General features: G+C 31.4%; 27 protein-coding genes, 1 tRNA gene and 1 pseudogene. 17 read left to right on the top strand and 12 right to left on the bottom strand.

The window, feature by feature from the left end; genetic code table 11:
• Positions 1-60 precede the first annotated feature (60 nt).
• Both pheT and sucD read right to left on the bottom strand, forming a co-directional pair.
• The gene (pheT, locus tag METVU_RS01950; RefSeq protein WP_012819801.1) at positions 61-1,710 is read right to left on the bottom strand and encodes a phenylalanine--tRNA ligase subunit beta; all 1,650 of its coding nucleotides are present in this window, start codon (positions 1,708-1,710) and stop codon (positions 61-63) included.
• Between the two features lie 131 nt (positions 1,711-1,841).
• Positions 1,842-2,705, bottom strand: coding sequence for a succinate--CoA ligase subunit alpha (gene sucD, locus METVU_RS01945; RefSeq protein WP_012819800.1), 864 nt, complete (start codon positions 2,703-2,705; stop codon positions 1,842-1,844).
• An 84-nt stretch (positions 2,706-2,789) separates the two neighbouring features.
• Here sucD and METVU_RS01940 point away from each other — a divergent pair.
• Positions 2,790-2,900 (top strand) — tRNA-Trp (locus tag METVU_RS01940).
• A gap of 161 nt (positions 2,901-3,061) precedes the next feature.
• Complete coding sequence (gene hxlB, locus METVU_RS01935) at positions 3,062-3,592, top strand: 6-phospho-3-hexuloisomerase (protein WP_012819799.1); 531 nt, start codon at positions 3,062-3,064, stop codon at positions 3,590-3,592.
• Between the two features lie 43 nt (positions 3,593-3,635).
• Here the strand turns inward: hxlB and METVU_RS01930 are convergent, their stop codons facing one another.
• The gene (locus tag METVU_RS01930) at positions 3,636-4,091 is read right to left on the bottom strand and encodes a hypothetical protein (protein ID WP_012819798.1); all 456 of its coding nucleotides are present in this window, start codon (positions 4,089-4,091) and stop codon (positions 3,636-3,638) included.
• Positions 4,092-4,239: 148 nt separating this feature from the next.
• Between METVU_RS01930 and METVU_RS01925 the strand changes: the two genes are divergently transcribed.
• Both METVU_RS01925 and METVU_RS01920 read left to right on the top strand, forming a co-directional pair.
• Positions 4,240-5,271, top strand: coding sequence for a type II glyceraldehyde-3-phosphate dehydrogenase (locus tag METVU_RS01925; protein ID WP_012819797.1), 1,032 nt, complete (start codon positions 4,240-4,242; stop codon positions 5,269-5,271).
• A 315-nt stretch (positions 5,272-5,586) separates the two neighbouring features.
• Positions 5,587-6,435, top strand: coding sequence for an SDH family Clp fold serine proteinase (locus METVU_RS01920; protein WP_012819796.1), 849 nt, complete (start codon positions 5,587-5,589; stop codon positions 6,433-6,435).
• 23 nt (positions 6,436-6,458) lie between these two features.
• On the opposite strand, the gene METVU_RS01915 is transcribed toward METVU_RS01920, so the two are convergent.
• Positions 6,459-7,007 (bottom strand): endonuclease dU, encoded by a 549-nt coding sequence (locus METVU_RS01915; protein WP_012819795.1) that lies wholly within the window; start codon positions 7,005-7,007, stop codon positions 6,459-6,461.
• 104 nt (positions 7,008-7,111) lie between these two features.
• Between METVU_RS01915 and METVU_RS01910 the strand changes: the two genes are divergently transcribed.
• Positions 7,112-7,639: an NUDIX domain-containing protein gene (locus METVU_RS01910; protein ID WP_012819794.1), complete on the top strand. Its 528-nt coding sequence runs from the start codon at positions 7,112-7,114 to the stop codon at positions 7,637-7,639.
• Positions 7,614-7,937, top strand: coding sequence for a transcription factor S (locus METVU_RS01905; protein ID WP_012819793.1), 324 nt, complete (start codon positions 7,614-7,616; stop codon positions 7,935-7,937). The genes METVU_RS01910 and METVU_RS01905 overlap by 26 nt, the downstream gene beginning before the upstream one ends.
• An 8-nt stretch (positions 7,938-7,945) precedes the next feature.
• Here METVU_RS01905 and METVU_RS01900 read toward each other — a convergent pair whose 3' ends face one another.
• A complete protein-coding gene (locus tag METVU_RS01900; RefSeq protein WP_012819792.1) occupies positions 7,946-8,992 on the bottom strand; it encodes a glycosyltransferase family 4 protein in 1,047 nt (348 codons plus the stop codon).
• 17 nt (positions 8,993-9,009) lie between these two features.
• Here METVU_RS01900 and METVU_RS01895 point away from each other — a divergent pair, with 17 nt between their 5' ends.
• The 3 genes from METVU_RS01895 (at position 9,010) to METVU_RS01885 (ending at position 11,705) form a co-directional block, all read left to right on the top strand.
• The gene (locus METVU_RS01895) at positions 9,010-10,005 is read left to right on the top strand and encodes an AI-2E family transporter (protein WP_012819791.1); all 996 of its coding nucleotides are present in this window, start codon (positions 9,010-9,012) and stop codon (positions 10,003-10,005) included.
• Positions 10,006-10,122: 117 nt separating this feature from the next.
• Entirely contained in the window at positions 10,123-10,581 is a 459-nt protein-coding gene (locus METVU_RS01890) for an adenylyltransferase/cytidyltransferase family protein (RefSeq protein ID WP_012819790.1), read from the top strand.
• 35 nt (positions 10,582-10,616) lie between these two features.
• Positions 10,617-11,705, top strand: coding sequence for a mechanosensitive ion channel family protein (locus METVU_RS01885; protein WP_012819789.1), 1,089 nt, complete (start codon positions 10,617-10,619; stop codon positions 11,703-11,705).
• 20 nt (positions 11,706-11,725) lie between these two features.
• Here METVU_RS01885 and hypD read toward each other — a convergent pair whose 3' ends face one another.
• Genes hypD through METVU_RS01870 form a run of 3 tightly spaced genes read right to left on the bottom strand, consistent with a single transcriptional unit; the run spans position 11,726 to position 14,395 of the window.
• Positions 11,726-12,802, bottom strand: coding sequence for a hydrogenase formation protein HypD (gene hypD, locus METVU_RS01880; RefSeq protein WP_012819788.1), 1,077 nt, complete (start codon positions 12,800-12,802; stop codon positions 11,726-11,728).
• A gap of 12 nt (positions 12,803-12,814) precedes the next feature.
• Positions 12,815-13,549, bottom strand: coding sequence for a uroporphyrinogen-III synthase (locus tag METVU_RS01875; protein WP_012819787.1), 735 nt, complete (start codon positions 13,547-13,549; stop codon positions 12,815-12,817).
• Between the two features lie 54 nt (positions 13,550-13,603).
• Complete coding sequence (locus METVU_RS01870; protein WP_012819786.1) at positions 13,604-14,395, bottom strand: hypothetical protein; 792 nt, start codon at positions 14,393-14,395, stop codon at positions 13,604-13,606.
• Between the two features lie 260 nt (positions 14,396-14,655).
• Between METVU_RS01870 and METVU_RS01865 the strand changes: the two are divergent.
• The 3 genes and pseudogenes from METVU_RS01865 to METVU_RS01855 all read left to right on the top strand — a co-directional run.
• A pseudogene (locus METVU_RS01865) lies at positions 14,656-14,979 on the top strand (IS607 family transposase); the annotation flags it as partial.
• Entirely contained in the window at positions 14,969-16,330 is a 1,362-nt protein-coding gene (locus tag METVU_RS01860; protein WP_012819785.1) for an IS200/IS605 family accessory protein TnpB-related protein, read from the top strand. The pseudogene METVU_RS01865 and the gene METVU_RS01860, both read left to right, overlap by 11 nt.
• Positions 16,331-16,392: 62 nt before the next feature.
• Positions 16,393-16,917, top strand: a complete 525-nt coding sequence (locus tag METVU_RS01855) for an LEA type 2 family protein (protein WP_012819784.1) — start codon at positions 16,393-16,395, stop codon at positions 16,915-16,917.
• A 44-nt stretch (positions 16,918-16,961) separates the two neighbouring features.
• Here METVU_RS01855 and rnp3 read toward each other — a convergent pair whose 3' ends face one another.
• Both rnp3 and comB read right to left on the bottom strand, forming a co-directional pair.
• Positions 16,962-17,654 carry a ribonuclease P protein component 3 gene (gene rnp3 / locus METVU_RS01850; protein WP_048196696.1) on the bottom strand — a complete coding sequence of 231 codons (693 nt, stop codon included), beginning with the start codon at positions 17,652-17,654 and terminating at the stop codon, positions 16,962-16,964.
• A gap of 86 nt (positions 17,655-17,740) precedes the next feature.
• Complete coding sequence (gene comB, locus METVU_RS01845; RefSeq protein WP_012819782.1) at positions 17,741-18,415, bottom strand: 2-phosphosulfolactate phosphatase; 675 nt, start codon at positions 18,413-18,415, stop codon at positions 17,741-17,743.
• 261 nt (positions 18,416-18,676) lie between these two features.
• Between comB and fucA the strand changes: the two genes are divergently transcribed.
• Positions 18,677-19,222 (top strand): L-fuculose phosphate aldolase, encoded by a 546-nt coding sequence (gene fucA / locus METVU_RS01840; protein WP_012819781.1) that lies wholly within the window; start codon positions 18,677-18,679, stop codon positions 19,220-19,222.
• Between the two features lie 32 nt (positions 19,223-19,254).
• Here fucA and METVU_RS01835 read toward each other — a convergent pair whose 3' ends face one another.
• On the bottom strand, positions 19,255-19,536 hold the full coding sequence (locus METVU_RS01835; protein ID WP_012819780.1) for a UPF0147 family protein: 282 nt from the start codon (positions 19,534-19,536) through the stop codon (positions 19,255-19,257).
• Positions 19,537-19,892: 356 nt separating this feature from the next.
• On the opposite strand from METVU_RS01835, the gene glmS reads away from it, so the two are divergent.
• From glmS to METVU_RS01815, 4 genes are all read left to right on the top strand, one after another.
• Positions 19,893-22,709, top strand: coding sequence for a glutamine--fructose-6-phosphate transaminase (isomerizing) (gene glmS / locus METVU_RS01830; protein WP_012819779.1), 2,817 nt, complete (start codon positions 19,893-19,895; stop codon positions 22,707-22,709).
• A 103-nt stretch (positions 22,710-22,812) separates the two neighbouring features.
• A complete protein-coding gene (locus METVU_RS01825; RefSeq protein WP_012819778.1) occupies positions 22,813-23,283 on the top strand; it encodes a hypothetical protein in 471 nt (156 codons plus the stop codon).
• A 417-nt stretch (positions 23,284-23,700) separates the two neighbouring features.
• A complete protein-coding gene (locus METVU_RS01820) occupies positions 23,701-24,618 on the top strand; it encodes a beta/alpha barrel domain-containing protein (RefSeq protein ID WP_012819777.1) in 918 nt (305 codons plus the stop codon).
• Positions 24,619-24,773: 155 nt separating this feature from the next.
• A complete protein-coding gene (locus METVU_RS01815) occupies positions 24,774-25,541 on the top strand; it encodes an HD domain-containing protein (protein WP_012819776.1) in 768 nt (255 codons plus the stop codon).
• A gap of 14 nt (positions 25,542-25,555) precedes the next feature.
• Here the strand turns inward: METVU_RS01815 and METVU_RS01810 are convergent, their stop codons facing one another.
• Positions 25,556-26,488 (bottom strand): DNA cytosine methyltransferase, encoded by a 933-nt coding sequence (locus METVU_RS01810; protein ID WP_012819775.1) that lies wholly within the window; start codon positions 26,486-26,488, stop codon positions 25,556-25,558.
• Positions 26,489-26,493: the final 5 nt, after the last annotated feature.

Genomic DNA, 26,493 nt, shown 5'->3' with positions numbered 1-26,493 from the left:
ATAAAAGCTTATTTTAATACTAATATTTCATTATAATTCTTTTATCTTTATTTTTTATCGTTATTCAATTTCTAATTCAAATCCAACTACGGGAAATTCTAATTCAAAGTTTATAATAACTTCTGGATGGATCTCTCCAAAGTAGCCAATAATTTTGCCATCTTTTATTATTTTAGCACATCTTCCATTAATAAATGAATGGTGCTCAAAGTTGTCAAGCTCATAATCAATTTTAATCTCCCTTAATAAACCTTCAACATAACTTTTAATCTCGTTAAAGTTTGTTTCATTGTCTATAATAACCCCCGCTATCTTTTTAACCACTCTTGATCTTGTTTCAGCGTTTTTATCTATTATAACGCAATCTCCGATCTCAAATATTTTTTGTGGTAGTTCTTTATGTTTATTTAAGCGTAGGGTTTCCATTAATAATGGAAGAATGCTTTTTCTGACGATTCTGTGTTCAATTGATGCCGGTTTTAAAACTTCTATGTAGTTGTTGTCTTCAAGACGCATCTTTTTAAATAAAACATCATCATTTGAGAGCATTAGGTTTATAACTTCATAGAATCCGAATCCAATCATGATTTCTCTTATAAAATCGCATTTCTTTTCTAATTTGTTGAGTTCTCCAATAGTTCCGATGATTGGATAGTCCCCAGAGAATTTGTTATATCCGTAAGCGATAGCCACTTCTTCTGCAATATCAACTTCTCCAAACATATCTACCCTATAAGCTGGAACATAAACCTTTATTTTGTTATCTAAAAATTGAGCATCTAATCTACATCTTCTTAGGTAGTTTATTATTGCTCCAGGGGTTAGATTTGTCCCTAAAACCTTATTTATATAATCAGGTGTTGTTTCTAAAATATCTTCTTTTAAATTTGGGTAAAGTGTTTTTTCATTTTCATTTTTAATTACTTCAACAGAGTGTATTTTTCCATATTTTCTCTCTGCTAATGCTGTAATAATTATATTTAGTGTTTTTTCTACTGCATATTTATCGGTTCCAGTGACATCAATTATTAGATTTCTTGTTTCTGTTGTAACTCTTGTTAGTTCTCCGTTAATTATTGGTGGCATTGATAAAACATTCCCTTCGCTATCCAATATTATTGGAAACTTATCATCTCTAATTAAGTGAGCGTATTTTATTCCTTTTTCATGTTTCTCTAAAATCTCTCTTGGAGTCATCTCTTCCTCTGAGTTTAGTGGAACGAATTTAATCTCATCTCCCCTAACTTCTTTGTAGTAGAATGGGGGCTTAACTTTATCTGCATCGTGAATTCCTATCGCTACTTTTTTCCTGTCTCTTCCCATAACCCAGTGAAGTTTTTCTTGGAGGTTAATTATACTCTCTAAAACATAATCATCTATTATAACTCCTTTAACCATTGCCATTACTATAAAAGGTCTTGTTTTAACATCTTCAACATATAATTTTACATCTGATCTTTCAATATCGTATCTCTTTAATCCAATCTCTATTCCCATAATTCCTCTAAAACCTCTCGCTAAACCTTCAACACTTAAATAATCGGGTCTATTTGGATTTATAGAAAATTGAATAACCTTCTCTCCATCTTCCTCAAAGATCTCTTCAACTTCAACACCCATCATGGGGAATTTTTCTTCAATAAACTCATCTTCCAAGGGCATGTTTACTAATCTCTCTAAATCAGCTTTTTTTACATTTATTGTTGGCATCTTCTCACCAACTATTACATTTTCATTTTAATTAGCCACTTTTTGGTTATCTAATTGTTTTGAGTCGTTTATTTCTATCATTACATTAGTATGTTTCAATATTTTTATTCATATTTATTATTGGATTTTCGTTATTTTAAAATCTCTTTTAGGATCTTCGGTATATCTGATATATTTTTTGCCACATAGGCCCCTGCCTCTTCTAATGCTCTCATTTTACTTTCTGCTGTTCCTCTTCCTTTTTCAACTATTGCTCCTGCATGTCCCATTCTTTTCCCTTCGGGTGCTGATTGCCCTGCAATATATCCAATTACTGGTTTTTTCATCTTTTTTATAAATTTTGATGCCTCCTCTTCAGCTCCTCCACCGATCTCTCCGATCATTACAATTGCTTCTGTTTCTTTATCTTTTTCAAACAGATCTAATATTTCTCCGTATCTAAGTCCAACAATTGGGTCTCCTCCAATCCCTACACATGTTGAAACACCAAAACCCGCATTTTTTATTTGATTTGCTATCTCATATGTTAGAGTTCCGCTTCTTGAGACCATTCCTATATTTCCTTCCTTTAAAACTTCCATTGGGATTATCCCCAATTTCCCAACCTTTGGAGAAGCAATTCCTGGAGTGTTTGGTCCAATTATCTTAATTCCGAGGTCTTCTGCATAATTAACAAATTCCATCGTGTCGTGTACTGGAATATGTTCGGTAATAACTACTATAAGATCTAATCCTGCATCCATTGCTTCAAAAACAGCATCTTTGGCAAATGGGGCAGGAACAAAAATAACTGAAGCGTTTGCATCTGTTTTTTTAACTGCTTCTTTAACTGTATCAAATACTGGAACTCCATAAACATCTTTTCCTCCTTTTCCTGGCGTGATTCCTCCTACTATTTTTGTTCCGCATTCTAACATTTTTTTTGTATGGAAGCTTCCCTGTTTTCCCGTGATTCCTTGAACTACTGCTCTTGTATTCTCATCCAACAAAATCATCGTATCCCTCCACATTCCTGTTGAACCGTAAAATTTATATAACCCCTTTTACTTTTTATATGTGTCGTTGATTTTTATTAAAGAGGGGGTGTGGTGTAGCCAGGTCTATCATCGGGGACTCCAGTTGCCTATAGGGCGCTGGACCACGGCAGGAGAAATCCCTGGACCTGGGTTCAAATCCCAGCACCCCCACCATTTAGTTTACTTAATATATAACTTATTTATTAGATTATAATAATCATAAGTTAATCGTTGTTAGTTTTTTGAATTTTATTAATTTAATTATTATAAGATTTACAATGTTTTTAAAATTTAATCAATAAATTTGGATACATTTGTGAAAATAAATCCGATAGGTGTCGAAATTGGATGAATTAGACATAATATTAAAAAATATATCAATGTTGAAAAAAATCAGAGAAAGTGAAAAATTTTATCTATTGATTGAAAAAATACTAAAATCCAAAAAAATATTTATTTTTGGAGTAGGGAGAAGTGGCTATGTTGGAAGATGTTTTGCAATGCGACTGTTTCATCTTGGACTTAATTCCTATTTTGTTGGAGAGACAATAACTCCAAAATATGAGAAAGATGATCTTTTAATCCTAATATCTGGAAGTGGAAAAACGGAAAGTGTTCTAACTGTTGCAAAAAAAGCAAAAAAAGTAAATAATAATATCGTTGCAATAGTATGTGAATGTGGAAGTGTTGCAGAATTTGCTGAATTGATCATACGATTGGATGTTGAAAAATCGGATTATCTACCAATGGGAACGACATTTGAACAAACTGCAATGATATTTTTAGATCTGCTAATTGCCGAAATTATGAAGAAATTAAATCTAAAAGAGAGAGAAGTTATAAAAAGACATTTTAATCTTCTCTAATCACTTCGTTAATTCTGATATACTGACGATTCTATTTTCGTTGTTATTCTAAATCCTCAGTTTCAAACTTTTGAGCAGAAACAAATTCACTAACCTCTTTTCTACGCTCATCCAACATTTTAATTATCTTTTTTAATAGTCGGAGGTTATCAAGCATTATTCCAAAAGTCCTCATAGTAAAAACACTTGCAGAGAACAAAGCATCTCTTGGGTTCTCTTCTCCAAATGTCTCCATTATCCAGTACTGTGCCCTTGGAGCTACACTTTTCCACATCTCGGTTAAACCATTAAATCCTTCAATTTCATGATCTCTTTTTAGATTTGTCTTTACCTCTTTTAAATATTCATAAAGATCTTCAAATGATTGTATTTCGAATTTTTCAGCGAAACTCGTTGGTGATCCATCTTTTTTTCTAAGCGAGAACTCCAAAATAATTAAAATCCTCCTTAAACTTTTTCTATCGATTCCAGAGACCTCTACAAGTTCTTCTATTATCACATTTTCACCTCAACTGTTGTTCTCAATAATTATAATTTTATTTAATTTTATAATATAAACTTTCCTATTTTTTGAATTGCAAATTATAAAAAGTATAAAAACCAAAACCATCTTAGTGTATGCCTAAGAACAAAAAAGTGGTGAGGTTATGTCAGCAAAGGTTTTAATAAATGGGTATGGATCTATTGGAAAAAGAGTAGCTGATGCTGTGGCAGTTCAGGATGATATGGAAGTTATAGGAGTCAGTAAAACCAAGCCAGATTTTGAAGCAAGATTGGCTGTTGAGAAGGGATACAAGCTTTTTGTAGCAGTTCCTGACAGAGAAAGAATAAAACTATTTGAAGAGGCAGGTATTCCAGTAGAGGGAACTATTTTAGATGTTATAGAAGAAGCAGATATTGTCGTTGATGGAGCCCCCAAAAAAATTGGTAAACAAAACTTGGAAAACATATATAAACCAAACAAGGTTAAAGCCATATTACAGGGAGGGGAAAAAGCGAAAGATGTGGAGGATAGCTTTAACGCATTGTGGAGTTTTGATAGATGCTATGGAAAGGACTATATTAGGGTTGTTTCTTGCAACACAACCGGGTTGTGTAGGATCTTATATGCAATAAACGAAGTATCCAACATAAAAAAAGCAAGAGTTGTGTTAGTTAGGAGAGCGGCAGATCCAAACGATGATAAAACTGGGCCTATAAATGCGATAACTCCTAATCCAGTAACGGTTCCTTCGCATCATGGTCCAGATGTTGTTTCAGTTGTTCCAGAACTTGAAGGGAAGATCTTAACATCTGCGGTTATAGTTCCAACAACATTGATGCATCAACACACATTGATGGTGGAGGTTGATGACAATATCAGTAGAGAAGATGTTTTAGATTCCATTTTAAAAACTCCAAGGATTATAACTGTTAAAGCAGAGGACGGATTCACTTCAACAGCCAAAATAATCGAATATGGAAGAGATATTGGAAGATTGAGATATGATATAAATGAACTTGTGATTTGGGAGGAGAGTGTTAACGTATTAGACAGAGAGATCTTTTTAATGCAGGCCGTTCATCAAGAAAGTATTGTAGTTCCAGAAAATATCGATTGTATAAGGGCTATGCTTCAAATGGAAGATGACAAGTTTAAATCAATAGAAAAAACAAACAAAGCGATGGGAATAAAATAATTAAAAATGATTAATTATAAAACAAAATAATCAGAATTAAAAATAATAGCAATGAAAACTTAGGAAAATTTGATAGGAAAACGTAAGAATAAAGCTTTTAAGTAATTTTAATTCATTATCCCTCACTTTTTTGTCTTAATTATTTTTTATTTTTTATTATTTTTTAGTTAGTATTTTATCGTTTTGTTATGTTTCCAGATCTTGCGAGGAAAATATTTTATAATAAGAACTCCAAAAATTAATTAATGAGATGATTAAAAACAAAAAATCTCGAAAACGAAATAAAATAAAAATAAAAATTGAACGTGTGAGAGTATGGATCCACTGAGCGGTTTTTTAAGCTCATTAATTTGGTGGCTGTTGTTTTTTTATTTGATCATGGCCCCTCAGATACAGTATAGACAACTTCAACTTGCAAGATTAAGAATCTTGAGAGATCTTTCGAGAAAAAGAAATTCAACAGTCATAACGATGATACACAGACAGGAGAGTATTGGTTTATTTGGAATTCCAGTATATAAATTCATAACTATTGAAGACAGCGAGGAAATTTTAAGGGCTATAAGATCTGCTCCAAAAGACAAACCGATCGACTTGATAATACACACGCCAGGAGGATTGGTTTTAGCAGCCACGCAAATTGCAAAGGCATTAAAAAACCATCCTTCTGAAACGAGGGTTATAGTTCCTCACTATGCAATGAGTGGGGGAACGTTAATTGCACTTGCAGCGGATAAAATAATCATGGACGAAAATGCTGTCTTAGGACCAGTAGATCCACAACTTGGTCAGTATCCTGCTCCAAGTATAGTCAAAGCAGTTAAAGAAAAGGGTGTAGAAAAAGCTGATGATCAGACAATTATATTAGCAGATATAGCACAGAAAGCTATAAATCAAGTTCAAAGATTTGTATATGGCTTATTAAAGGATAAATATGGAGAAGAAAAGGCAAAAGAACTATCAAAAACCTTAACTGAAGGAAGATGGACTCATGATTATCCTATAACTGTTGAAGAAGCTCGAGAACTTGGATTGGATGTTGATACAAACGTTCCAGAAGAGGTTTATATGTTAATGGAGTTGTATAAACAGCCATTAAAACAGAGAGGAACCGTTGAGTTTATGCCTTATCCTGTAAAGCAGGAGGGAATAAAAACTAAATAAAAAATGAGAAAAATCTCACACTACTACTTTTTAATATCTAAAAAACCTCTCCCTATCAAGTGTGAAATTCTCAGACATTCTGGAATTTTGCTTTTAAGTTTTGTAATTTCAATAACTTTTTTAACAAAATTTTTATCTGTTCCAACGTATTGAACATATATGTCATTCAACTTTTCTGGCTTTGGAAAGCTTTTTATAAGAGATATTCTTTCTTCAGAATCGTTAAAGTGTTTTTCAATCGCGGAAAACATTTTCTCAATATTTGGCTTTTTATCTATAACGACAATAACTGGCTTTTCTGTTTTTTCGTTTATTTCATATATATCAGCTATATTAAACCCACCAAAGGTAATTCCATATAAAAAAACAGCTTTTATTTTTGGATAGTGTCGATCTTTAACTACCTCAATTATTTTTTTGGTTATATCCATTCCATCTTTCTCAAATTTTCGGAAGTAAATGCCATCAATTATGCAAGATCCTCTCATGTATGTTCCTATTAAGATACACTCCCTATCTGATCTGTTAAATGGAGCATCATCAAATCCTATAACTTCAATTTCTTTTTTCATGAATACCACAAATTTTATATATTGTGAAACATTTTCCTTTAATATTTATTACCAAAAAATATAAAATCGTTTTTAACTTTAATACAAAAAATCACGTGGAATTTATGAGAGGAAAGTGCTTCTGTATAAGTGGAAAAATAATTGCCACAAATCTTTTCGGGAAGAGATTCTCTAAAAAATTTATAAAAAAGAGGGATCTAAAAAAGTATGGGTTGTATCTTCATCCTGCTGTGGCTGTGGATGGAATAATCGAGCAGGATGATAAAATATTACTAATAAAAAGAAAAAATCCTCCTTTTAAGGGATATTTTGCAATCCCCGGAGGTTTTGTCGAGTGTGGAGAGACGGTTGAAAATGCAGTTATTAGAGAAATTAAAGAAGAAACTGGATTAATTACAGAGATAATAGACCTCTTAGGAGTTTATTCATCTCCTACAAGGGATCCAAGAGGACATGTAATATCTATAACTTATATCTTAAAGGTTGTTGGAGGAAAGCTGAAAGCAGGAGATGATGCAAAAGAGGCGGAGTTTTTTGATCTGAATGCTCTGCCAGAGTTGGCTTTTGATCATGAGCGAATAATAAAAGATTATCTGAGGTGGAAAGATGGTAAAGTTTTGTCCAAAATGTAAAAATCTAATGCTACCAAAAGATGGAAAATTAAAATGTGCTGTTTGTGGATATGAAGAAGAAACTGCCGAAGTTAGTAATGAGTATGAATATAAAGAGCATTTAGAACCTAAGAAAAAGGAAATAACTGTTATAGAAGATGAGGGTCTTGAGACATTACCAACAACGAGGATAGAGTGTCCAAAGTGTGGACATACGGAGGCATACTGGTGGTTGCAACAAACAAGATGTGCAGATGAACCGGAAACAAGATTTTACAAGTGTAAAAAGTGTGGCCATACGTGGAGAGAGTATGATTAATTTGGTATTTAATCAACACTGTCGTAATAAAGTTTTAAAACCTCCTCAGCACATTTTTTCCATGAAAAATTTTTAGAACGTTTTTTTCCTTCTTTTCCAAGGTTATTTCTCATCTCTCTATTATTAACAAGAAGTGTAATTTTTTCTCTTAAATCATTAATATTTTCTTTTTCAAATAACAGTCCATTAACCCTATCTTCAATAATCTCGCTCAAACCCCCAACATTAGAAGCAATTACTGGTTTAGAGCAAGCCATTGCTTCCACAGCAACCATTCCAAAGCCCTCACTTCGAGAAGGAACTATCAGAAAGCTACATGTTCTCATTAACGAGGCAACGTCTTTAAATGACCTTTTTCCAAGTAGTTCTACATTTTTTAGTTTATTTTCCAACACAAAGCGTTCGATTTTTTTAAATAATTTTCCATCTCCTACAAGTTTAAAATTGAAATCAATACCCTTTATTGCGTTTATTAAAATATCTACTCCCTTTTGAGGAACGAAAGCTCCAACAAACAGCCCAAATTCATTATCTCCTTCATTGTATAACAGATTTTCATCTACTCCATTATAAACAACTACGGATTTTTTTCTAAGTTCTTTTGCTAATTGGGATTGTATGTATTTACTAACACATATTATTGTATCTGCGTTGTATACTGCATAATCAAAGAAGTATTTTCCTTTTATTGAGTTCTTTAAGATTAAAGCATCACTACCGTGAAGTGTTAATATATGAGGAATGTGGTATTTTCTTTTTAATAACGCTCCAACACACCCCTGTGGAAACGCATAGTGTGAATGTATCAGATCGATTTCCTCTTTTTCGATTATTTTTTTTCCAAGTTTATATGCGTTTATTAGATAACTTATTCCCCTAATTCTTTTTAAATGTGGGACTTCATGAACAATTACATTTTTATATCTGTTTTCTTCATATCTATCATAAGTAATTATATGGAACTCGACATTACTCAAATTCTTTACTAAGTTCTCTACATGTAAGGTAATTCCTCCAATGTGAGGGTGATATATAGTAGGCATTAAAACTTTCATATAGATCCCGTGATACCATGAATTTTGATGAGTTTAAGTATATAAGAAAGGCCATTGTTATCGGTTTGTTGCTTGTGTTGTTGTATATAGTGTTTCCATTTATTGATACGTTTGCTTATGCATGTGCATTTGCCTATATGGCTCTTCCGATCTATAATTTGCTGGTAAAAAAGCTAAATAGAACAGTGTCAGCAGCTCTTGCAATAGGTATATATTTAATTCCAATAACCTTAATCACTATTTATGCATTCTCTACATTCTTAAATATCGTCTTATCGATAGATCCTAATTCCATAAACCAATACTTCCTCAGTGTGCTAAACAACCCCCTACTGGACAGGATTATAACCAACGATGAGATGATAACAAAATATGTTAATGAGTTGATAAAATATGCAATAAGCCAGCTTTCTGGAAAAATTATAGATGTTGGTTATCTGGCTATAAAAACAATTTTGGTATTATTTATAACATTCTACTTTTTAAGGGATGGCTATAAGTTCAAAGACGTGGTTATATCATTCACTCCAGAAAACTATAAAGAGAAGATGAGGATCTATTTACAGTATCTTCACGATTCCTATAAAAATTTATTCATAAGTTGCGTATCTTTATCGATCATAATTACAATTCTCTCATACATTGGCTACTTAATAGCAGGAGTTAAATATGCTGAGTTATTTGCAATAATTACGGGTGTTTTTGCCCTCCTTCCAATACTTGGGGGCTGGATGGTTTATATTGCAATTGCAATATACTTCTTCCTAACACATAACTATGCAAAGGCAATTTTTATATTTATATATGGGGAGTTATTCTTATCTATTGCTCCTGATTTTGTTATAAGGCCATATATCGTGAAAAAAGAAGTTGACATACATCCTGTTCTTGTTGTAGTTGCATTTTTAATCGCCCCTTTATCTCTTGGTCTAAGTGGATTTGCAATAGGTCCCTTAGTTGTTGGAGCGTTAAATGCTTTCTATTTGGCTAAATATAGAGATAAGAAGATTTAAAAAATAAAAATTAAAATAAATTCAAAATAATAAATTAAGTGAAAAATAAATACAAAATAATATGACAAAAACAGCAAGAAAATATTAATAACAAGTGGATTATGTGGTGTATACTCTATGGAAAAAGATAGAAATGTAAAAAAAAGAGTAATAACGGCAGGAACGTTTGATATTCTTCATCCGGGGCATTATGAGATATTAAAGTTTGCTAAAAGTTTAGGAGACGAGTTAATAGTAATAATAGCAAGAGATAAGACCGTTGAAAGATTAAAAGGTAGAAAACCAATAATCCCAGAAAATCAGAGGAGAGAGATGGTAGAGGCATTAAAACCAGTAGATAAAGCAATATTGGGTAGCTTAAATAATAAATTAGAGCCAATATTAAAATTAAAACCCGATATAATAGTTCTTGGCCCAGATCAGATGACATTTGATGAAGAAACGTTAAAAAAAGAACTTGAAAAACACAATCTACATCCAAAAATTGTTAGATTTAAAAATTATAAAAAATGTCCATTCCATAGCTCTTTTGATATTGTTAAAGAGATAGTCAAACGATACTGCAATAAGGAATAGATCTAACAAGAAACCTTCTATTTGATGGTGAAGATATGACTATCATGCAGATGATCTCATATGTAATATCCAACAACTCTCTAACCAACTATGTTCTATCCATCATTTCTATTCTTGTGTCAATAATTATCGGAAAATATGCTAATGCATTAATTGAAAGAATAGCTGATAAACTACATGAAAAAAGCGGAATAGAATTGGATGAACTCCTTGTTAGGGCTTTATCCCTCCCCGTAGCGATAGCCATAATATTGGCAGGGTTTTATTTTGGAGTTAATTTTCTTTACCTTCCACTTTCTCTAAAAACTACGACAAATGAGGGTATTTTAACTGCGTTTATTTTGTGTATTATTGTATTTTTAGATAGATTTTTCACAGAACTCGTAGAGAGATATTTAGCCCATACAATTTCAAAAAAGACAAAAAAAGATGTTGACGATCAGTTTGTAGTTTTAACTAAAAAACTCGTTAGATTGATTGTTTGGGTTATTGGGCTGTTGTTAATTTTGAGTAATCTTGGTTATGATATAAAAACACTTCTTGCAGGTTTGGGGATAGGTGGTTTAGCAGTTGCGTTGGCATCTCAAAATCTTGTTTCCAATTTAATTGCAGGTTTGATAATCATAACAGATAAGCCCTTTAAAATAGGAAATTGGATAACTTTTAGTGGAGGCAGTGGTATTGTTGAAGATATTGGAATAAGAAGCACAAAGATAAGATCTCAAGACAACTCTATCATCGTAGTTCCAAACTCTAAACTCATAGATGATGTTATACAGAATGTTCCATCTAAAAATAAATGGAGGGTTATAACAACGATAGGTATAACTTATTCTACACCTGTTGAAAAGATCAAAAAAGCGGAGGAAATAATAAAAAATATTTTATTAAACCATCCAAATGTCGAAGAAGAACCTATAACCGTTTACTTTAAAGAATATGGGGATTGGAGTTTAAATATCCAAGTGGTTTATTATGTTAAAAATTTTAAGTATGATGGTTATAGGAGATATATTAACACGGTAAATGAAATTAATTTAAAAATAAAAGAAGAATTCGATAAAGAAGGAATAGAATTTGCATTTCCAACGTATACGGTTTATTTAAAGTTTGACAACCAATAATTTTCATCAAAATTGAATATTCAAATTCCCCTATACTTATAAAATATCCTACAAGTCCCCTCATCCGAAACCATACAACTACCAACTGGGTTTAGGGGGGTGCAGACGGTTCCAAATAATGGGCAGTCGGTTGGAAGTTTTTCTCCTCTTAAAATTTTATCGCAGATGCAACCTTTTGGAATTTTTTCTTTTATTTCTGGAATATCTTCATGTTCATAAATATCAAAAATTCTATATTTATCCCTAAGACCAAAACCTCCATTTTCTACCACTGGAAAGCCCCTCCAAGGCACATCTATGCTTTCAAAAACCTCATTTATTATCTTTTGGGCTAAAACATTTCCTTCATCTCGCACTGCTCTTTTATATTCATTCTCCACCTTTATATCTCCACTAATAATCTGCTTTAATATCATAACAATTGAGATCAGAACATCTATGGGTTCAAAACCAGCCACAACCATTGGAGTTTTAAACTCCTTACAAAGTTTATAGTATGGCTTTAATCCGGTTATTGTAGAAACATGACCTGGACAGATAAAAGCGTTTAAGTAAACACCTTCTTTCAATAAAAACTCCATAACTGGAGGTGTTTGTCTATGACAGTTCAGTATAAAGAAGTTGTTAACATCCTTATTTTTTAGAGCTATTAATTCTGCTCCTGTGGTTGGAGCGGTTGTTTCAAACCCTATTGCTACAAAAACAAATTTTTTATCTTTTTCTTTTTTAGCCATTTTTACAGCTTCACTTATGCTATAAACAATCCTAACATCGCAACCCTCTGACTGTTTTTCCATCAGGGATTTTTCACTACCAGGAACTCTATACATATCTCCGAGGGTTGTTATTACATATCCATTATCTGCCAAGTATATTGCAGTATCTATCTCTTTTTGCGTTGTTACGCAGACAGGGCATCCAGGGCCAGGAATAACTTTGATATTTTCTGGAAGAACTTCTCTGATTCCATATTTACAGATAGTATGTTCATGACTTCCACATACGTGCATTATTTTCAATTGATCCACTTTTTCTGATAGTTTTTCTATTTTATCTATTGCCTTTTTTATCATATCTTTGTCGTTGATGTTTATCATAGTTTCCCCTTTTTAAATGTTATTTTCTCTTCTAATTGATTTAATAACTTCCAACATTCCTTCAATCGTATATTTATCTGGAATTTTTGGATTAATTCCAAATTTTTGAATAACTTTTGCTGTAATTGGCCCTATCGCAACAATATAGTTATTTTTAATCATTTGGTAAAATTCATCATCTACATATTTAAAAAAATTTTTCGCAGTTAAGCCACTTGTAAAGGTTATAATAAACCTCTCCTCGTTTTTTAATGTTTCTTTTAATACTTCCATATTTTCTTTTAAATTTTCTGGCTCTACCGATTTATAAACAAATACTAAATCTGCATTTAGGTTATTTTTTAAAATATCTCTTGTTGATGGTGTTGTCGGCACTAAAAATCTATCGTTTTTATCAGCACGTTTTTTTATTTCTTCTAACAAACATTCAGCAGTATATTGCTTTGGAACAATATCTGGATACTTTCCAAATATTTTTTTAACCATTTTTGCGGTTTTTTCTCCTATTGCGGCAATTTTTTTATCTTTAACATTTTCTTTTTCTTTTTCTGACAGTATGTTGTTAAGTCCAATCACACCACTTGGTGATGTAAAAATAATCCAACCATATTCATCTAAATCAATTTTTAGATCTTTATTGTATTCTAACTTTAATGTTGGAAAGATTATTGGATCGAAGTTTTCTTTTTTTAAAATAGTTGAAAATGCTTCTGCTCTTTCTTTTGGCCTTGTTATAACTACTTTCATATTCTCCCTTTTTAATATACTAATTATTTTTTATAGTTATTTTATTATTTGTTGTCATTTTTCCTTAATACTCTCTTTTAACAAAACAATCTGATCTCTTAATTGATGATTACCTACTTTTCTCGCTATTCCAAGTAGTGATTCCACTTCTTCATCATAGTTTTTTAATATTCCCTCTTCTATTCTATGAATTTTCAAGTTTATTAAAAATATGGCCTCATAATCAAATGGTGATTTGAACTCTTTTTTATCTATAAAGTCCTTAATCATCTCTAAGATTTTTATTATCAACAATCTTTTTTCTAAAAATTCCTCTGTTAACTTTCGTCTTTTTCTTCCAGTTAATAACAATTCAATCTCGCTTTTTAATTCATAACTTCCTATTCTTAAAGCAATGTTCGTTAAACTTCTCACTTCTGCTTTATAATCTATAACTATCCCCTCATCCAATCTTAAAATTTTTAACCCTATTAAATTTAAAATATGAATATCTTCATATGACTTGTAAGGTTTTTTCTCAATATAACCTTTTAAATACTCCAAAATCTCAATTATTTTTTTTATCTTATTTTTTTGTGCTTTTGTTAACCTTTTTTTCTTCTCTCCAAATAGAAGGAGATTTATTTCTCGTTTCATATCATAACTTCCCACTTTTTTTGCAATTTCAGAGATTTTCATAGCTATTGGTAAAACATCTTCATCTAAAAGTTGTCCTTTTTCAAGATAATCGAGCATTATTTTAATAACTGCCTTTTCATCACTTCCTTCTTTTGCATAACTACTTAAAATCTCTAAAATATAAATAAACTGCTCGATAATCTCAATCTTACTTTTGTTTATTAGCATCTTGAATCACTTAGATTCTTTTTTTAAGTTTTTTCGTTTATTAGTTTTTATTAACCTTTTAATTAATTCCTAATTAACTTTTCAGTAATTAATAAATAACCTTATAAATATTTAAAAGCATATAATTATATTGCCTTCCGAAGCTGTTATAAATTAGATAGACAAATATAGATATTGATGGTTATGGAGCGACATTATACTCTAAAAGAGGCGTCAAAAATCTTAAGAGTTTCAGTTAAAACGTTGCAACGATGGGATAAGGTAGTGGTTTAAACGAAAAGAGAAAAAACTACAAAAAACTTTTGAAAATGGTTATGAATCGTGAGGTTGAAAAAGTAATAATTGCTTATCCAGATAGATTAACAAGATTTGCTTTTGAAACGTTAAAGGAATTCTTTAAATCTTATGGAACTGAGATTGTAATCATAAATAAAAAGCATAAAACTCCACAGGAAGAGTTAGTTGATGACTTGATAACTATTGTTTCCCACTTTGCTGGGAAACTTTATGGAACTCGCTCTCCTAAGTATAAAAAGCTTACAAAAACAGTTAAAGAAATCGTAAGGGAGGAGGATGTCAAGTAAAAACAAACTCCCAACTGAAATAGTATTGACTTATAAGGTTAAACACAACCACGATTTAAAAAACTTACCCTACGAGTTTATAAAAACCTCTCAAAGGGCTGTCGATGTTATTTGGGAAAATATCGACTGGAAGGAAAAGATAGTTAAACATCGATACAAAATAGGAAAGAAGAAATACAAATATTATACAACTACTCGATTAATTCCAGAAATTCCAAAGGACAATGATTTCAAAAAAGCGTTAAGAAATTATCTATTGAAAGGTTGGGAATTTGCCTCTCACTATGTCGATGGAGCTATTAAGACAGCTTATTCAGCAATAGAGAGTTGGAAGTCAAATTATTTAAATGGAAAGAGAAAAAGAAATAAACCGATATTCAAAAGACCTTTTGTTAGAGTTAAAACTACCTTGATGAAATACGATAAAGAGAAAGGAGAGATAAGAATTACAATAAAACCGAGAAAAGAGTATTTAATTTTAAACATTAAAGATGAATGGTTTTTCGAAAGAGTTAAAGATTTTGACATTGGAGAGGTTATTTTAAAGGATAACGAGGCATTAATAACCTTTAAAAAACAGTTAGATTTATCCGATAAAAAAGTTGTTGGTGTTGATAGTAATTTAAAATCGTTGGACTTGTATCATCCAGAAAAAGGGTGGATTAGAGTTGATTTGTCCGAATTGCATCGAATAAAAAGAGTTTATGATGCTATTATTGATAAGTTAAAATCAATCTATAAAAAATCTCCAAAGAGGATTGGCAAATTATTGAAAAAATACTGGAATAGAAGAAAAAATCGAGTTGAGGACTTTATTAACAAGCTAACGTCCCAACTATCTAAACTCTTTCCAGATGCGATTTTCATCTTTGAAGATTTAGACAAATTCAACATGTATGATAAGAATTCGGATTTTAATAGGGATTTGGATAGAACTAACTGGAAAAAAATAGCGAAAAAGTTGGAGTATAAAAGCGTTGTTTTTTACGTTAATCCTCACTATACTTCAAAAACCTGCCCCGTATGCGGGAGTAAAATGAAGTCCCAAGAGGGGCAGGTTGTAAAATGCGATAAGTGTGGAATTTTTGATAGACAATTTGTTGGTTGTTATAATATTTTTAAAAGAGGAGTTGAATTAGCTAAAAAACTCTTAGGCGGAGTTGGGGTTCCCGTGACTGGGGTGAAGGTCGATGATTTACTCTCCAATGAACCCAGAGGAGAGTTGAGACCGATGCCACCCAATCCCAACGTGGAAGCGAAGCTTCCAGTAAGGAAAACCGAAGGTTTTCCTCTGATGGTCTATACAGTAGATTTAAATGGTAGGTATCTCAAAATCTATAATTGTCCATGAATGACCACGTTGGGAAGACCCCCTTTAACAATCCCACATAAAAACTGTAAAGAGGGGATGTTATGAGATATATTAAATTTTTATTATTAGGGTTGATTGTTATAACCCTTGGTCTTTCTGGATGTTTAGAGCAACCAAAGATAGAAGTTGTTGGAGAAAAAATTCAAAAATTAAATGCAGATAATACAAAAATGGAGATTGAGGTTTTAGTAAACAACCCCAACCCTGTCGGAATAACAATTGACAAAATATCATTTAATATATACGCACTAACCGACGATGGAAAAGTGTTTTTAGGACATGGAGAGCAAGAAAATATAAAAATAACCTCTGGAAATACAACATTCACCCTTCCAGTAATCATTTCAAATAAAAAACTTGTAGAAGTTGCAATAAAGCAAAAAAGCACTAAACTTCCTGTTGAAGTTGTTGGAAATATATCAATCAACTTACTAATAACCAAAGTCAACATTCCAATAGACATTAAACAAGAGATCGATGTTTCGGAGATTGCAAAAGAGGCGGTCTTAAACAGTTTAAACTTAAATGCCAATAATTTAAGCAACCAAATAAAATCAATTTCATAATTTAATATCTTCCTTAATTTCTTATTAATTTTAATTATTTTCTTTTAATCTTCTAAAATCTCTACTCCCCATCTAATAACATTATCCTTCATTAGATGTTCTCTAAAACTGCATATCTTATAAGTTGTAGTTAAGATCTCTTTTGTATATTCAAAATCAATAAGTGTGTTTAAAAATGCTCTCAGATCATTTGAATTTTTAATTTCATATTTGGTCTCTGCGTCAGTTGATATAACGACCGGAACCTTAAATTTTTTAGCCAATTTTAGATTATTCCTAAAAAATAGCAGTGTTCTCGCTCTTTCGTATCCTTCTTTATTTAAAAGATTTTTAAAATTTATCTCCAACGCAACCCTATGAAGCGAGGCCAATCTTGCTAAGGTGTGATCTATTCCACTATCCTTTCGTCCACGTTCAGGAGTTGAGAGCACATCTACCTCATGCATCTCCACAGTTGCCCTATTTACTTTTAAAACTCCTCCTTCTACTAAGATTATATGACAGTTGTTTCGATACTTTTTTACCTTATTCTTTAACTCCTTTAAATTTTCACAACTTCTTATCTTAACTCCACAGTATATTTTTAGATCATAGTTTTTAGCAATTTCTTTAACGTGATTATACCTCTCCTTATCAAATTCATCATCATACTGATAAAACACAAACCCATCCCAATTCAATTCGCTTAAAAGTTTTATATCCTCTTCTTTCTCTATCCTATTTATATCAATCCTCATCATCATCCCTGCTCCTTTATTAATCGTTTCTCATCATATTATGAACGCAAATTTTTTACTTTAATTTTGTTTTATAATTACATCAATTATTTAACACGAACAACTTTACTTTCTTCTTTTTTATAAGATCCAACAACTTTAAAACTATTTTCCAACATGGCAAAGGTGACATCTCCTTCATACCCCAGATTCTTTAAATTTTGTGCAGAAGAAGAGTTTAAAATGAGCGATCGCCAGTCCCCTTTAATTAATTCCAAAGCCACTTTAACAAATTCATCGAATTCATGAGTTAAATAATTGGCTATAATGCCACATCCAATAAAATCATCAATCGCAAACGTATTTTCCCTATGGCAAGGAACTAAACTCACATTTTCATGTTCTTTAACAATATCAGCCACAAATTTTGCATTGATAATGGCTCCAATATATATTTCGTCTGCATTCAAATTCTTTAAAACCCTCGTTCCATTTGTAGTGGATAGTATAACATCTTCTCCAGCCATATATCTTTCTTTTATTGTTTCCTTGTTTGCCAAGATTTCCGTTGGAGAGTTTCCAAAATCAAAACCTTTAATCTTTTTTCCTTTTCTTTCTCCAATATAAACACCTTTCTCCCTTCTCTCTGTTGATGTTGTTATATAAACTTCATCAATAAAGGAGAGTAATGTTGTTATTGTAGTTGATGCCCTCAATACATCTACAACGATCGCAACTTCATAGCATTTACTATCCGCAAATTTATTGTATATGTTAATCATATCATCCCCATCCATGTTTATTACTATATAAATTCAAACCATTAAAATTTTTTAGTTTTTAGTTATGATTAATTGGAGTATAAAATATTTAATTGCAAAATAGATAATAATAGTTAATATGATTAATAAAGTTTATTCTTAGACAACTAAAACTGATAAGGGCTATAAAAAATTAAATTAATATCTTAATCTTAATAAAATAATATTATAAAAAAATAATGAAAAATTAAAAAAATTTTTATCGTTGAGGTTGGTGGTATAGTGGATAAAAAGTTATTTATTAAAATATGTAAGATGCTATACGATAGAAAATATGTTGTTGGAAGTGGAGGAAATGTTTCTGTTAGAGAAGATGAAAAAGTGTATCTAACCCCAACGGGTTCCATTTTAGGTTTTCTGAGAGAGGAAGATATTGCAGAAATCGATCTCAGAGGAAATATTATAAAAGGAAATCCCACATCAGAAAAAAATCTCCACTTAGCATTATATAAAAAGAGAAAAGATATTAACGCAATAATCCATACCCACTCGATTATTTCCACATTTTTATCTACAATGGATAGGGAGATTGAACTATTAACTCCCGAGGGTAAAATATTCCTAAAAAAGATTGGATATGTTGACTATTTCGAGGCAGGGAGCTTAAAATTAGCAGAAGAGGCAGGAAAAAGAGACGAAGATGTAATTTTACTAAAAAATCATGGTGTTGTTTGCTTGGGAAAGGATCTGCTTGACGCATATATAAAAGTTGAGGTCTTAGAAGAGCAGGCAAAACTAACGCTTTTAAAATATCTTTTTGAAAGATAACCAATTTTTATTTTTTATATTAATTTTTAATATTATTTTACCCTCTCCAATTCACTGACTATACTCCATATCTGTGTTCTTGTATGTAAAGGCATGTTTGGATCGTTGCTTATCTCATCTAATATATGGATTGCTGTTGCACTTCTTACTATTGGTTCCTCTTCCTCTTTTAGAACGGTCTCTTTGGCCTTTTCTGCTGCTGCCCTTATGTTTCTTGGAACAGTTGTATCGTTAATAATCTCATCCAACATTAACGCAACGCCTTTTAATATCTCCTCTGGTGTTTTCTCGCTTGCTGAACTTCCAAATACCATACTCCACCACCTCCAACACTATTTCTTTCTATATGTTTCTATTTATTTAATTATTATTTAATTATCATATTTCTATATTAAATTACAATTGTTTTGGCAGATCTAAACGTATTGAGGTTTATGTATCATAATCTTTTACTGATTTGATCGTCCTTTTTAATTCTAATTTATATCCTAATCAATATCTGCAAAAATTCTATCTTACCCAAATTTTAGCCATCTCAATCGACTATATATACTTTATAAATTAAAATGTCAACATTCAATAAAATATTTAATTGAGAAGGTTAAAAATTGTTTAAGTATCTTTAACTATTTATTAGTTTAGGAGATATTTAGTTTTATCGGTGAACGTCATGTGTGGAATTATCGGCTACATTGGGAACAAAAATGCATCTGAAATACTTTTAAATGGACTAAAACGGTTAGAATACAGAGGGTATGATAGTTGCGGAATCGGGGTTTTAGAGAATGGAAAACTAATAATAAAAAAGAACGTTGGAAAGGTTGAAGAAGTTGCTAAAAAGGAGAGATTTTTAGATGTTAAGGGAAATGTTGGAATTGGACACTGTTTACATCCGGACACCTATGTGGCATTGGCAGATGGCTCATTTAAAAAAATATCAGAAATGAAAGATGGGGAAGAAGTTCTTTCAGTGAATTTTGAAGATCTAAAAATATATAAAAAGAAAGTTAAAACGTTTAAACACAGAGCCCCAGAAATTTTATATAAAATAAAATGCCCATACTCAGAACTAATAACCACAGGGGAGCATAAACTCTTTGTTTTAGAAAATGGAAGAATTGTAGAGAAGTGCGTTAAAGATCTCACTGGAAAAGAACTCATCGGAGTGCTTAGAAAACTTCCTTTAAAAAATATTAAGGAGTTTAAACACCCTTTCCAGTATACAATGTCTGATAAAAATATCGCACAACTAATGATGCAAATTCTTGGCTTCATAATGGCGGGAGGGATCATTTTAAATGAGACATTACTATTAAAAAGCGAAGACATCAATACACTAAAAAGATATAAAAAACTGATCGAGGAAGTGTTTAATGTTAAAAAATCCATAATAAAAGAAAACACTCTTGAAATACAGGATAATAAAATAGTATCTTGGATTAAAAGAAATATTCCTGAATTATCCCTTAAACTAAAAGAAAGAAAAAATCCAAAGTTTATATTCAACCTTGATAATAATGCAATAAAATATTATTTAAAAGGAATTTTTGACGCTAAAACTGAAAAATCAGAGAAAATAGAGATCATATTACCATCAGAAGAATTTGCAAGAGATATACAATTTTTACTCCTCAGGTTTGGAATATTACCTATATATTCAAAAATTAAAGTTAATAGATGTTGGGGAGGGAAATCAGAGGACGTTATAAAACTTACAATAGAGAAGAATAAAATTAGCGATCTCTTTGAAAATAAGAATATTAACACGGAACAAGAAAAAATTATATGGGTTAAGTTCGATATAGAAAAAATTCCCTCAGATGTAAAATATGTTTACGATTTAGAAGTTGAGGATTTTGAAAACTTTATTGGAAACTTAATAGTAAACCATAATTCAAGATGGGCAACACATGGAAACGTTAGTAAAGAAAACGCTCATCCTCATGTAGATTGTGCTGGAGAAATTGCAGTAGTTCACAACGGGATAATTTCAAACTATAAAGAGTTAAAAGAAGAGTTAATAAAAAAAGGACATATATTTACATCAGAAACAGATACCGAAGTTGTTCCTCATTTGATCGAAGAAGAATTAAAGAAGTTTGATAAGATTAATGAAGAAAATTATATAAAAGCGGTTAAAAATGCGATTAGCAAGATAAAAGGAACATATGCATTAGCAATAATAAATAAAAAGTTTCCAAACATATTAATCGGAGCAAGAAATGAAAGTCCATTAATACTCGGTATAAGTGATGATGGCTACTTTTTAGGAAGCGATATAACTGCATTTTTGGATTATACAAACAGAGCTATTCCATTAGAAGATGGAGATATTGCCATTATAAGAAAAAAAAGAGAAAATGAATTCGATCTAACGATTGAAAACAGAGGAAATAAAGTGCATAGGAAGATGATAAAAATAGAATGGGATATGAGATCTGCTGAAAAAATGGGGTATCCTCATTTTATGCTAAAAGAGATAATGGAACAGCCAGAAGTTTTAAAGACCTCAGCAAAAATATCAGCAGAAGAGATAAAAGAACTTGCAAAAAACATTAAAAAATATGACAAAGTATACATCGTTGCAATGGGGACTTCCCTACACTCTGCCATGGTTGCAGAGTATCTATTTGCAAAACTTGGAAAGTTGATTATTGCCTGCGATGCTTCAGAATTTTTAGATAAAGCGGTTGTAGATAACAATACCCTTGTGATTGGAATAACCCAAAGTGGAGAAACATACGATACCTTAAAAGCGTTAAGATTTGCTAAGAAAAAAGGAGCAAAAACGGGAGTTATAGTAAATGTATTGGGGAGTACAGCTACGAGAGAGGCAGACATTACCGTTATGATGGGAGCAGGGATTGAAATAGCTGTCTGTGCCACCAAAACTTACACATCACAACTTGTAATTCTTTATAGGTTGTTTATTGAATATGGTAAATTATTGGGAAGAGATATGAGCAAATATGAGAAAGAGTTAGAGATGATTCCCGAATATATAAAAGAGGTCTTAAATATCAAAGAAGAGATTAAAAAGATCGCTCAAGATCTAAATGTAAAAAACTATATTTTTATATCTCGTGGAATAAACATTGCGAGTGCATTGGAGGGGGCATTAAAATTTAAAGAGATCACATATCTTCACGCGGAAGGAATGAGTGGAGGGATGTTAAAACATGGAACGATCTCTCTTATAGATGAGAATATGGATACTATTGCAATAGTTCCTCCAAAATCCTCCCGTGTATTTAACTCCCTAATCGCAAATATTGAAGAAGTTAAAGCAAGAAATGGAAAAGTTATTGCAATAACTCCCACTAACATAGACGGGGTTAAAAATATCACTGTTCCTGAGGTAATTGAGGAAATTTCTCCAATTGTCTATGCCCCTGCATTTCAATTACTTGCATACTATAAAGCCGTTGAGTTGGGAAGAGATGTAGACAAACCGAGAGGTCTGGCTAAGAGTGTTACAGTTGAGTAATTTAATATTAATGAAATATTAATGAATCAATAATATAATTAAATTTATATAATAAAAAGCAATACATAATAACATTTTAAGGTTTTAAAGAGGGAGAGGAGTTATGGTCATAAAAAAGATAATAAAGAAAATCAGAGGAAATAAAGACCTTCCTAAACCGGTAGATGTTCCTGACGAAGAGTATATTGTTATTGGAGAAGAAAAACCTGCCTATATATTAGAAGAAGAGCCAGAGGCAGATATTGCGGTTGAAGACGAACAGAAGAGCGAATCGGTAGAACAGATTGTCAAAGTAGAGAAGATATTGCCAAAACTCTATGTAGTTAGGATTAAACATCCCTTAGATTTTGAGAATATAAAAGATAAAATTCCAGAATTTGACGTTGTAATTGTAAATGTTGAAGAAGTTCCCTTTGAGTCAATAATAAAAGAAATAAACGAATTTAGGGACTATATGAATGTATTAAACTATAAATTAGGATTTGTCTCTGAAAACGTGCTTTTAGCATACAGAGATGATGTAATGTTAGAAAAATATGTATCAAGCATTACTGACGATGCTGAAAACGTGTAAATAGAGTATATTATATATATTTACATATTTATATATTATCATTTTATTACTATTTTATTATTATCTTATCGAGCATAAGAATAACAGTTTTAATATCAACAGTTAAGATATACAACATGCTCTCAATGTAAGCTATTTTTATTCGATTTTATAATTGATTTTATAGTTTAATATTTATTAAGATTTAATTATATCCTCTTATGACTACACATCTCAGAAGGAATTGCAAATGGCCTATGGAGTGGCATTGGTTTTAATAATGTTAATGTTCTTTTTGTTTGGAATAGCACATATCATTAGAAATAAATATTCAACTTTGAAATAATGCAAAATCTTTTAATAGGGGTTTAAGCAAACATTATTAATGAAATTAGTATTTTTAATATTACCAATACCAAATTAGAAGCGGGGATCGTGATGATAAAAAAACTTAAAAAAAGAGATATAAAAGTTCCTTTAACAGTTCCAGAAAGCGTTAAAAAAGAATACATAAATAATTACTTAGATCTAACTAAAAAAACCGGAAACGTTATGATATTTGCAGGAGATCAAAAAATAGAACATTTAAATGATGACTTCTTTGGGGAGGGAATTGCCAAAGATGACGCATCTCCTGATCATCTCTTCAATATAGCAAGTAAAGGAAAGATCTGTGCATTTGCAACACAACTCGGATTAATAGCAAGGTATGGAATGGATTATGGAAAAATACCCTATATTGTAAAGATCAACTCAAAAACCCACTTAGTTAAAACCAGAGATCCAATAAGCAGGGCATTGGTCTCTGTAAAAGACGTTGTAAACTTTAAAGAGAACTCTGGATTAAACATCCTTGGAGTGGGATATACAATTTATCCAGGAAGCGAATATGAGCATATAATGTTTGAAGAGGCATCGAGAGTTATATTAGAGGCACATAAACATGGATTAATTGCAATAATATGGAGTTATCCAAGGGGAAAAAATGTAGAAAATGAGAGAGATCCGCATTTAATAGCAGGAGCTGCTGGTGTTGCTACATGCTTAGGAGCCGATTTTGTTAAAGTTAACTATCCAAAGTGTGATAATCCAGCAGAAAAATTTAAAGAGGCAATATTAGCCGCTGGAAGAACGGGAGTTTTATGTGCAGGAGGGAAGAGCATAGATCCAGAAAAGTTTTTAAGGCAGATCTGGGAGCAAATTCACATAAGTGGAGCACGAGGAAACGCAACAGGGAGAAATATCCATCAAAAACCATTAGATCAGGCAATTAGAATGTGTAATGCAATATATGCAATAACAATTGAAGGAAAAAGTTTAGAAGAAGCTTTGAAAATATATTATGGAGAAGAATAAAAAATAAAAATATTTAGCAATCTTTCAATTTTTTGTTTATCTGTTTTATATACAATTAAAGTTTTATGATAAAATTAATTTAAATTTTATATGCGACAAATATTTTATAGAGTTTTATAGTTTTATATTAAGTTTATTTGGAATGGTGAAAAAACATGGAGTTTGAAGAATTAGAATCACTAAGAGGGATTCCAAAAAAAATTTACGAAGAAATAGATGAAAATAAAAAAATCAATACACTTTTAAAAATGTCTAATGTAATGGCTGTTGGAAGATTAGGATACAACGACCATGGAAAAACCCACGCTAAGATAGTGGCAAATAATGCAATAAAGATGTTAAAAATTCTATACAAAAAAGGAATTTTACCAAGTTTTATGAGGGATTGCAAGGGAACTTTTGATGACTCACTTACAATAACGCTTTTAGGAGCATATCTACATGATATTGGAAATTCAATACATAGAGATATTCATCATTTGCACTCTTCATATTTAGCATTAGGCATTGTAGAAGAAATCTTAAAGAGACACTACAAAGAAGAAAAGGCATATCAACTAACTACTGAAATCTTACATGCAATCTATTCTCACAGCGAGGGGATAATGGGACTAACCATTGAAGCAGGAGTAGTAGCTGTTGCAGACGGAACGGACATGACAAAAGGCAGATCGAGAGTTCCCATCTGTAAAAAATGTTATGATATACACTCTGTTTCAGCGGCCTCGGTTGAAAAAGTAGAGATAAAAGAAGGAGATGAAAAACCCATTCACATTGAAGTAATTCTCTCAAATGAAGCCGGAATTTTTCAGATTCAAGAAGTTTTAGGGGAAAAAATAAAATGGAGTGGAATAAAAAACTATGTGTCAGTATATGCAAAAGTTAAAAAAGAAAAACCAGTTTTTGAAGAGATAACCATCTAATAATTCAACGCCTCTTATAATCTCTTTTTAACTTCTCCTGCTATAACTCTACTTAATATTGGAGGAACACTTTCTCCAATTTGATTATATTGAACATCTCTTCCCCCAAAGAATACAAAATCATCAGGATAACTCATCAACCTTGCCTGTTCCCTTACAGTTAAGAGTCGATCTTCATAAGGATGGATAAACCTACTCCTCCCTTTAACAGTTGGAGCTAATTTTTTAGGATGCAACTTATACCAATTAAACATTAACTTTTTCTTTCCTCTATATCTATATAGTGCCTCTCCCCACTTTAATTTTGAAATCATCTCTACCTTTTCCTTAGAAAGTTTTTTAATTTCATGATTTTTTGCGTCTTTTGGAATGTCTTTTAATGCCTCTTCTACCACAACAATTTTATCGACCTTCTTTGGTTTTAATTTTATATTTGAAATAAACATTCTCGCTCTTTTAGAAGGATTTCCATAATCCTCTGCCCTTAATATATTAAAATAAACCCTATGCCCTATATCCCCAAACAACTTTTTTAGTTCATCCTTAATTTCCTTAATTTGTGGAACATTTTCCATAACAAATATTAAATCATCATTTTTTTGTGTAAAGTAATTGACATAGTCAATATAATACAAAACTAACCTACCAACTTTGTCTTTATACAATCTATCTGATGGATTGTCTTTAATTAATTTATTTGCCTTTGTAAATGGCTCACATGGGGGAGAGCCGATAATTACATCAACTTTCTCATTTTTTATAAATTCATCAAATGCTTTCGGGGGAATCCTCTTTATGTCATCCATCCAGACGGGGGCTTTTATATTATAGAGGTAAGTTTTAACAACCGGCTTAAAGTTCTCTATAGCTCCCAAAATTCTGAAGTTTTCATCTAAAAAACCTTTTGAAAATCCTCCACAGCCAGAAAATAAATCAATAACATTCATGCTAT

This window comes from Methanocaldococcus vulcanius M7, from assembly GCF_000024625.1.
In the GTDB taxonomy this organism is placed as follows: domain Archaea; phylum AGJL01; class Methanococci; order Methanococcales; family Methanocaldococcaceae; genus Methanocaldococcus; species Methanocaldococcus vulcanius.
This window is presented reverse-complemented; position numbering and strand designations above follow the sequence as displayed.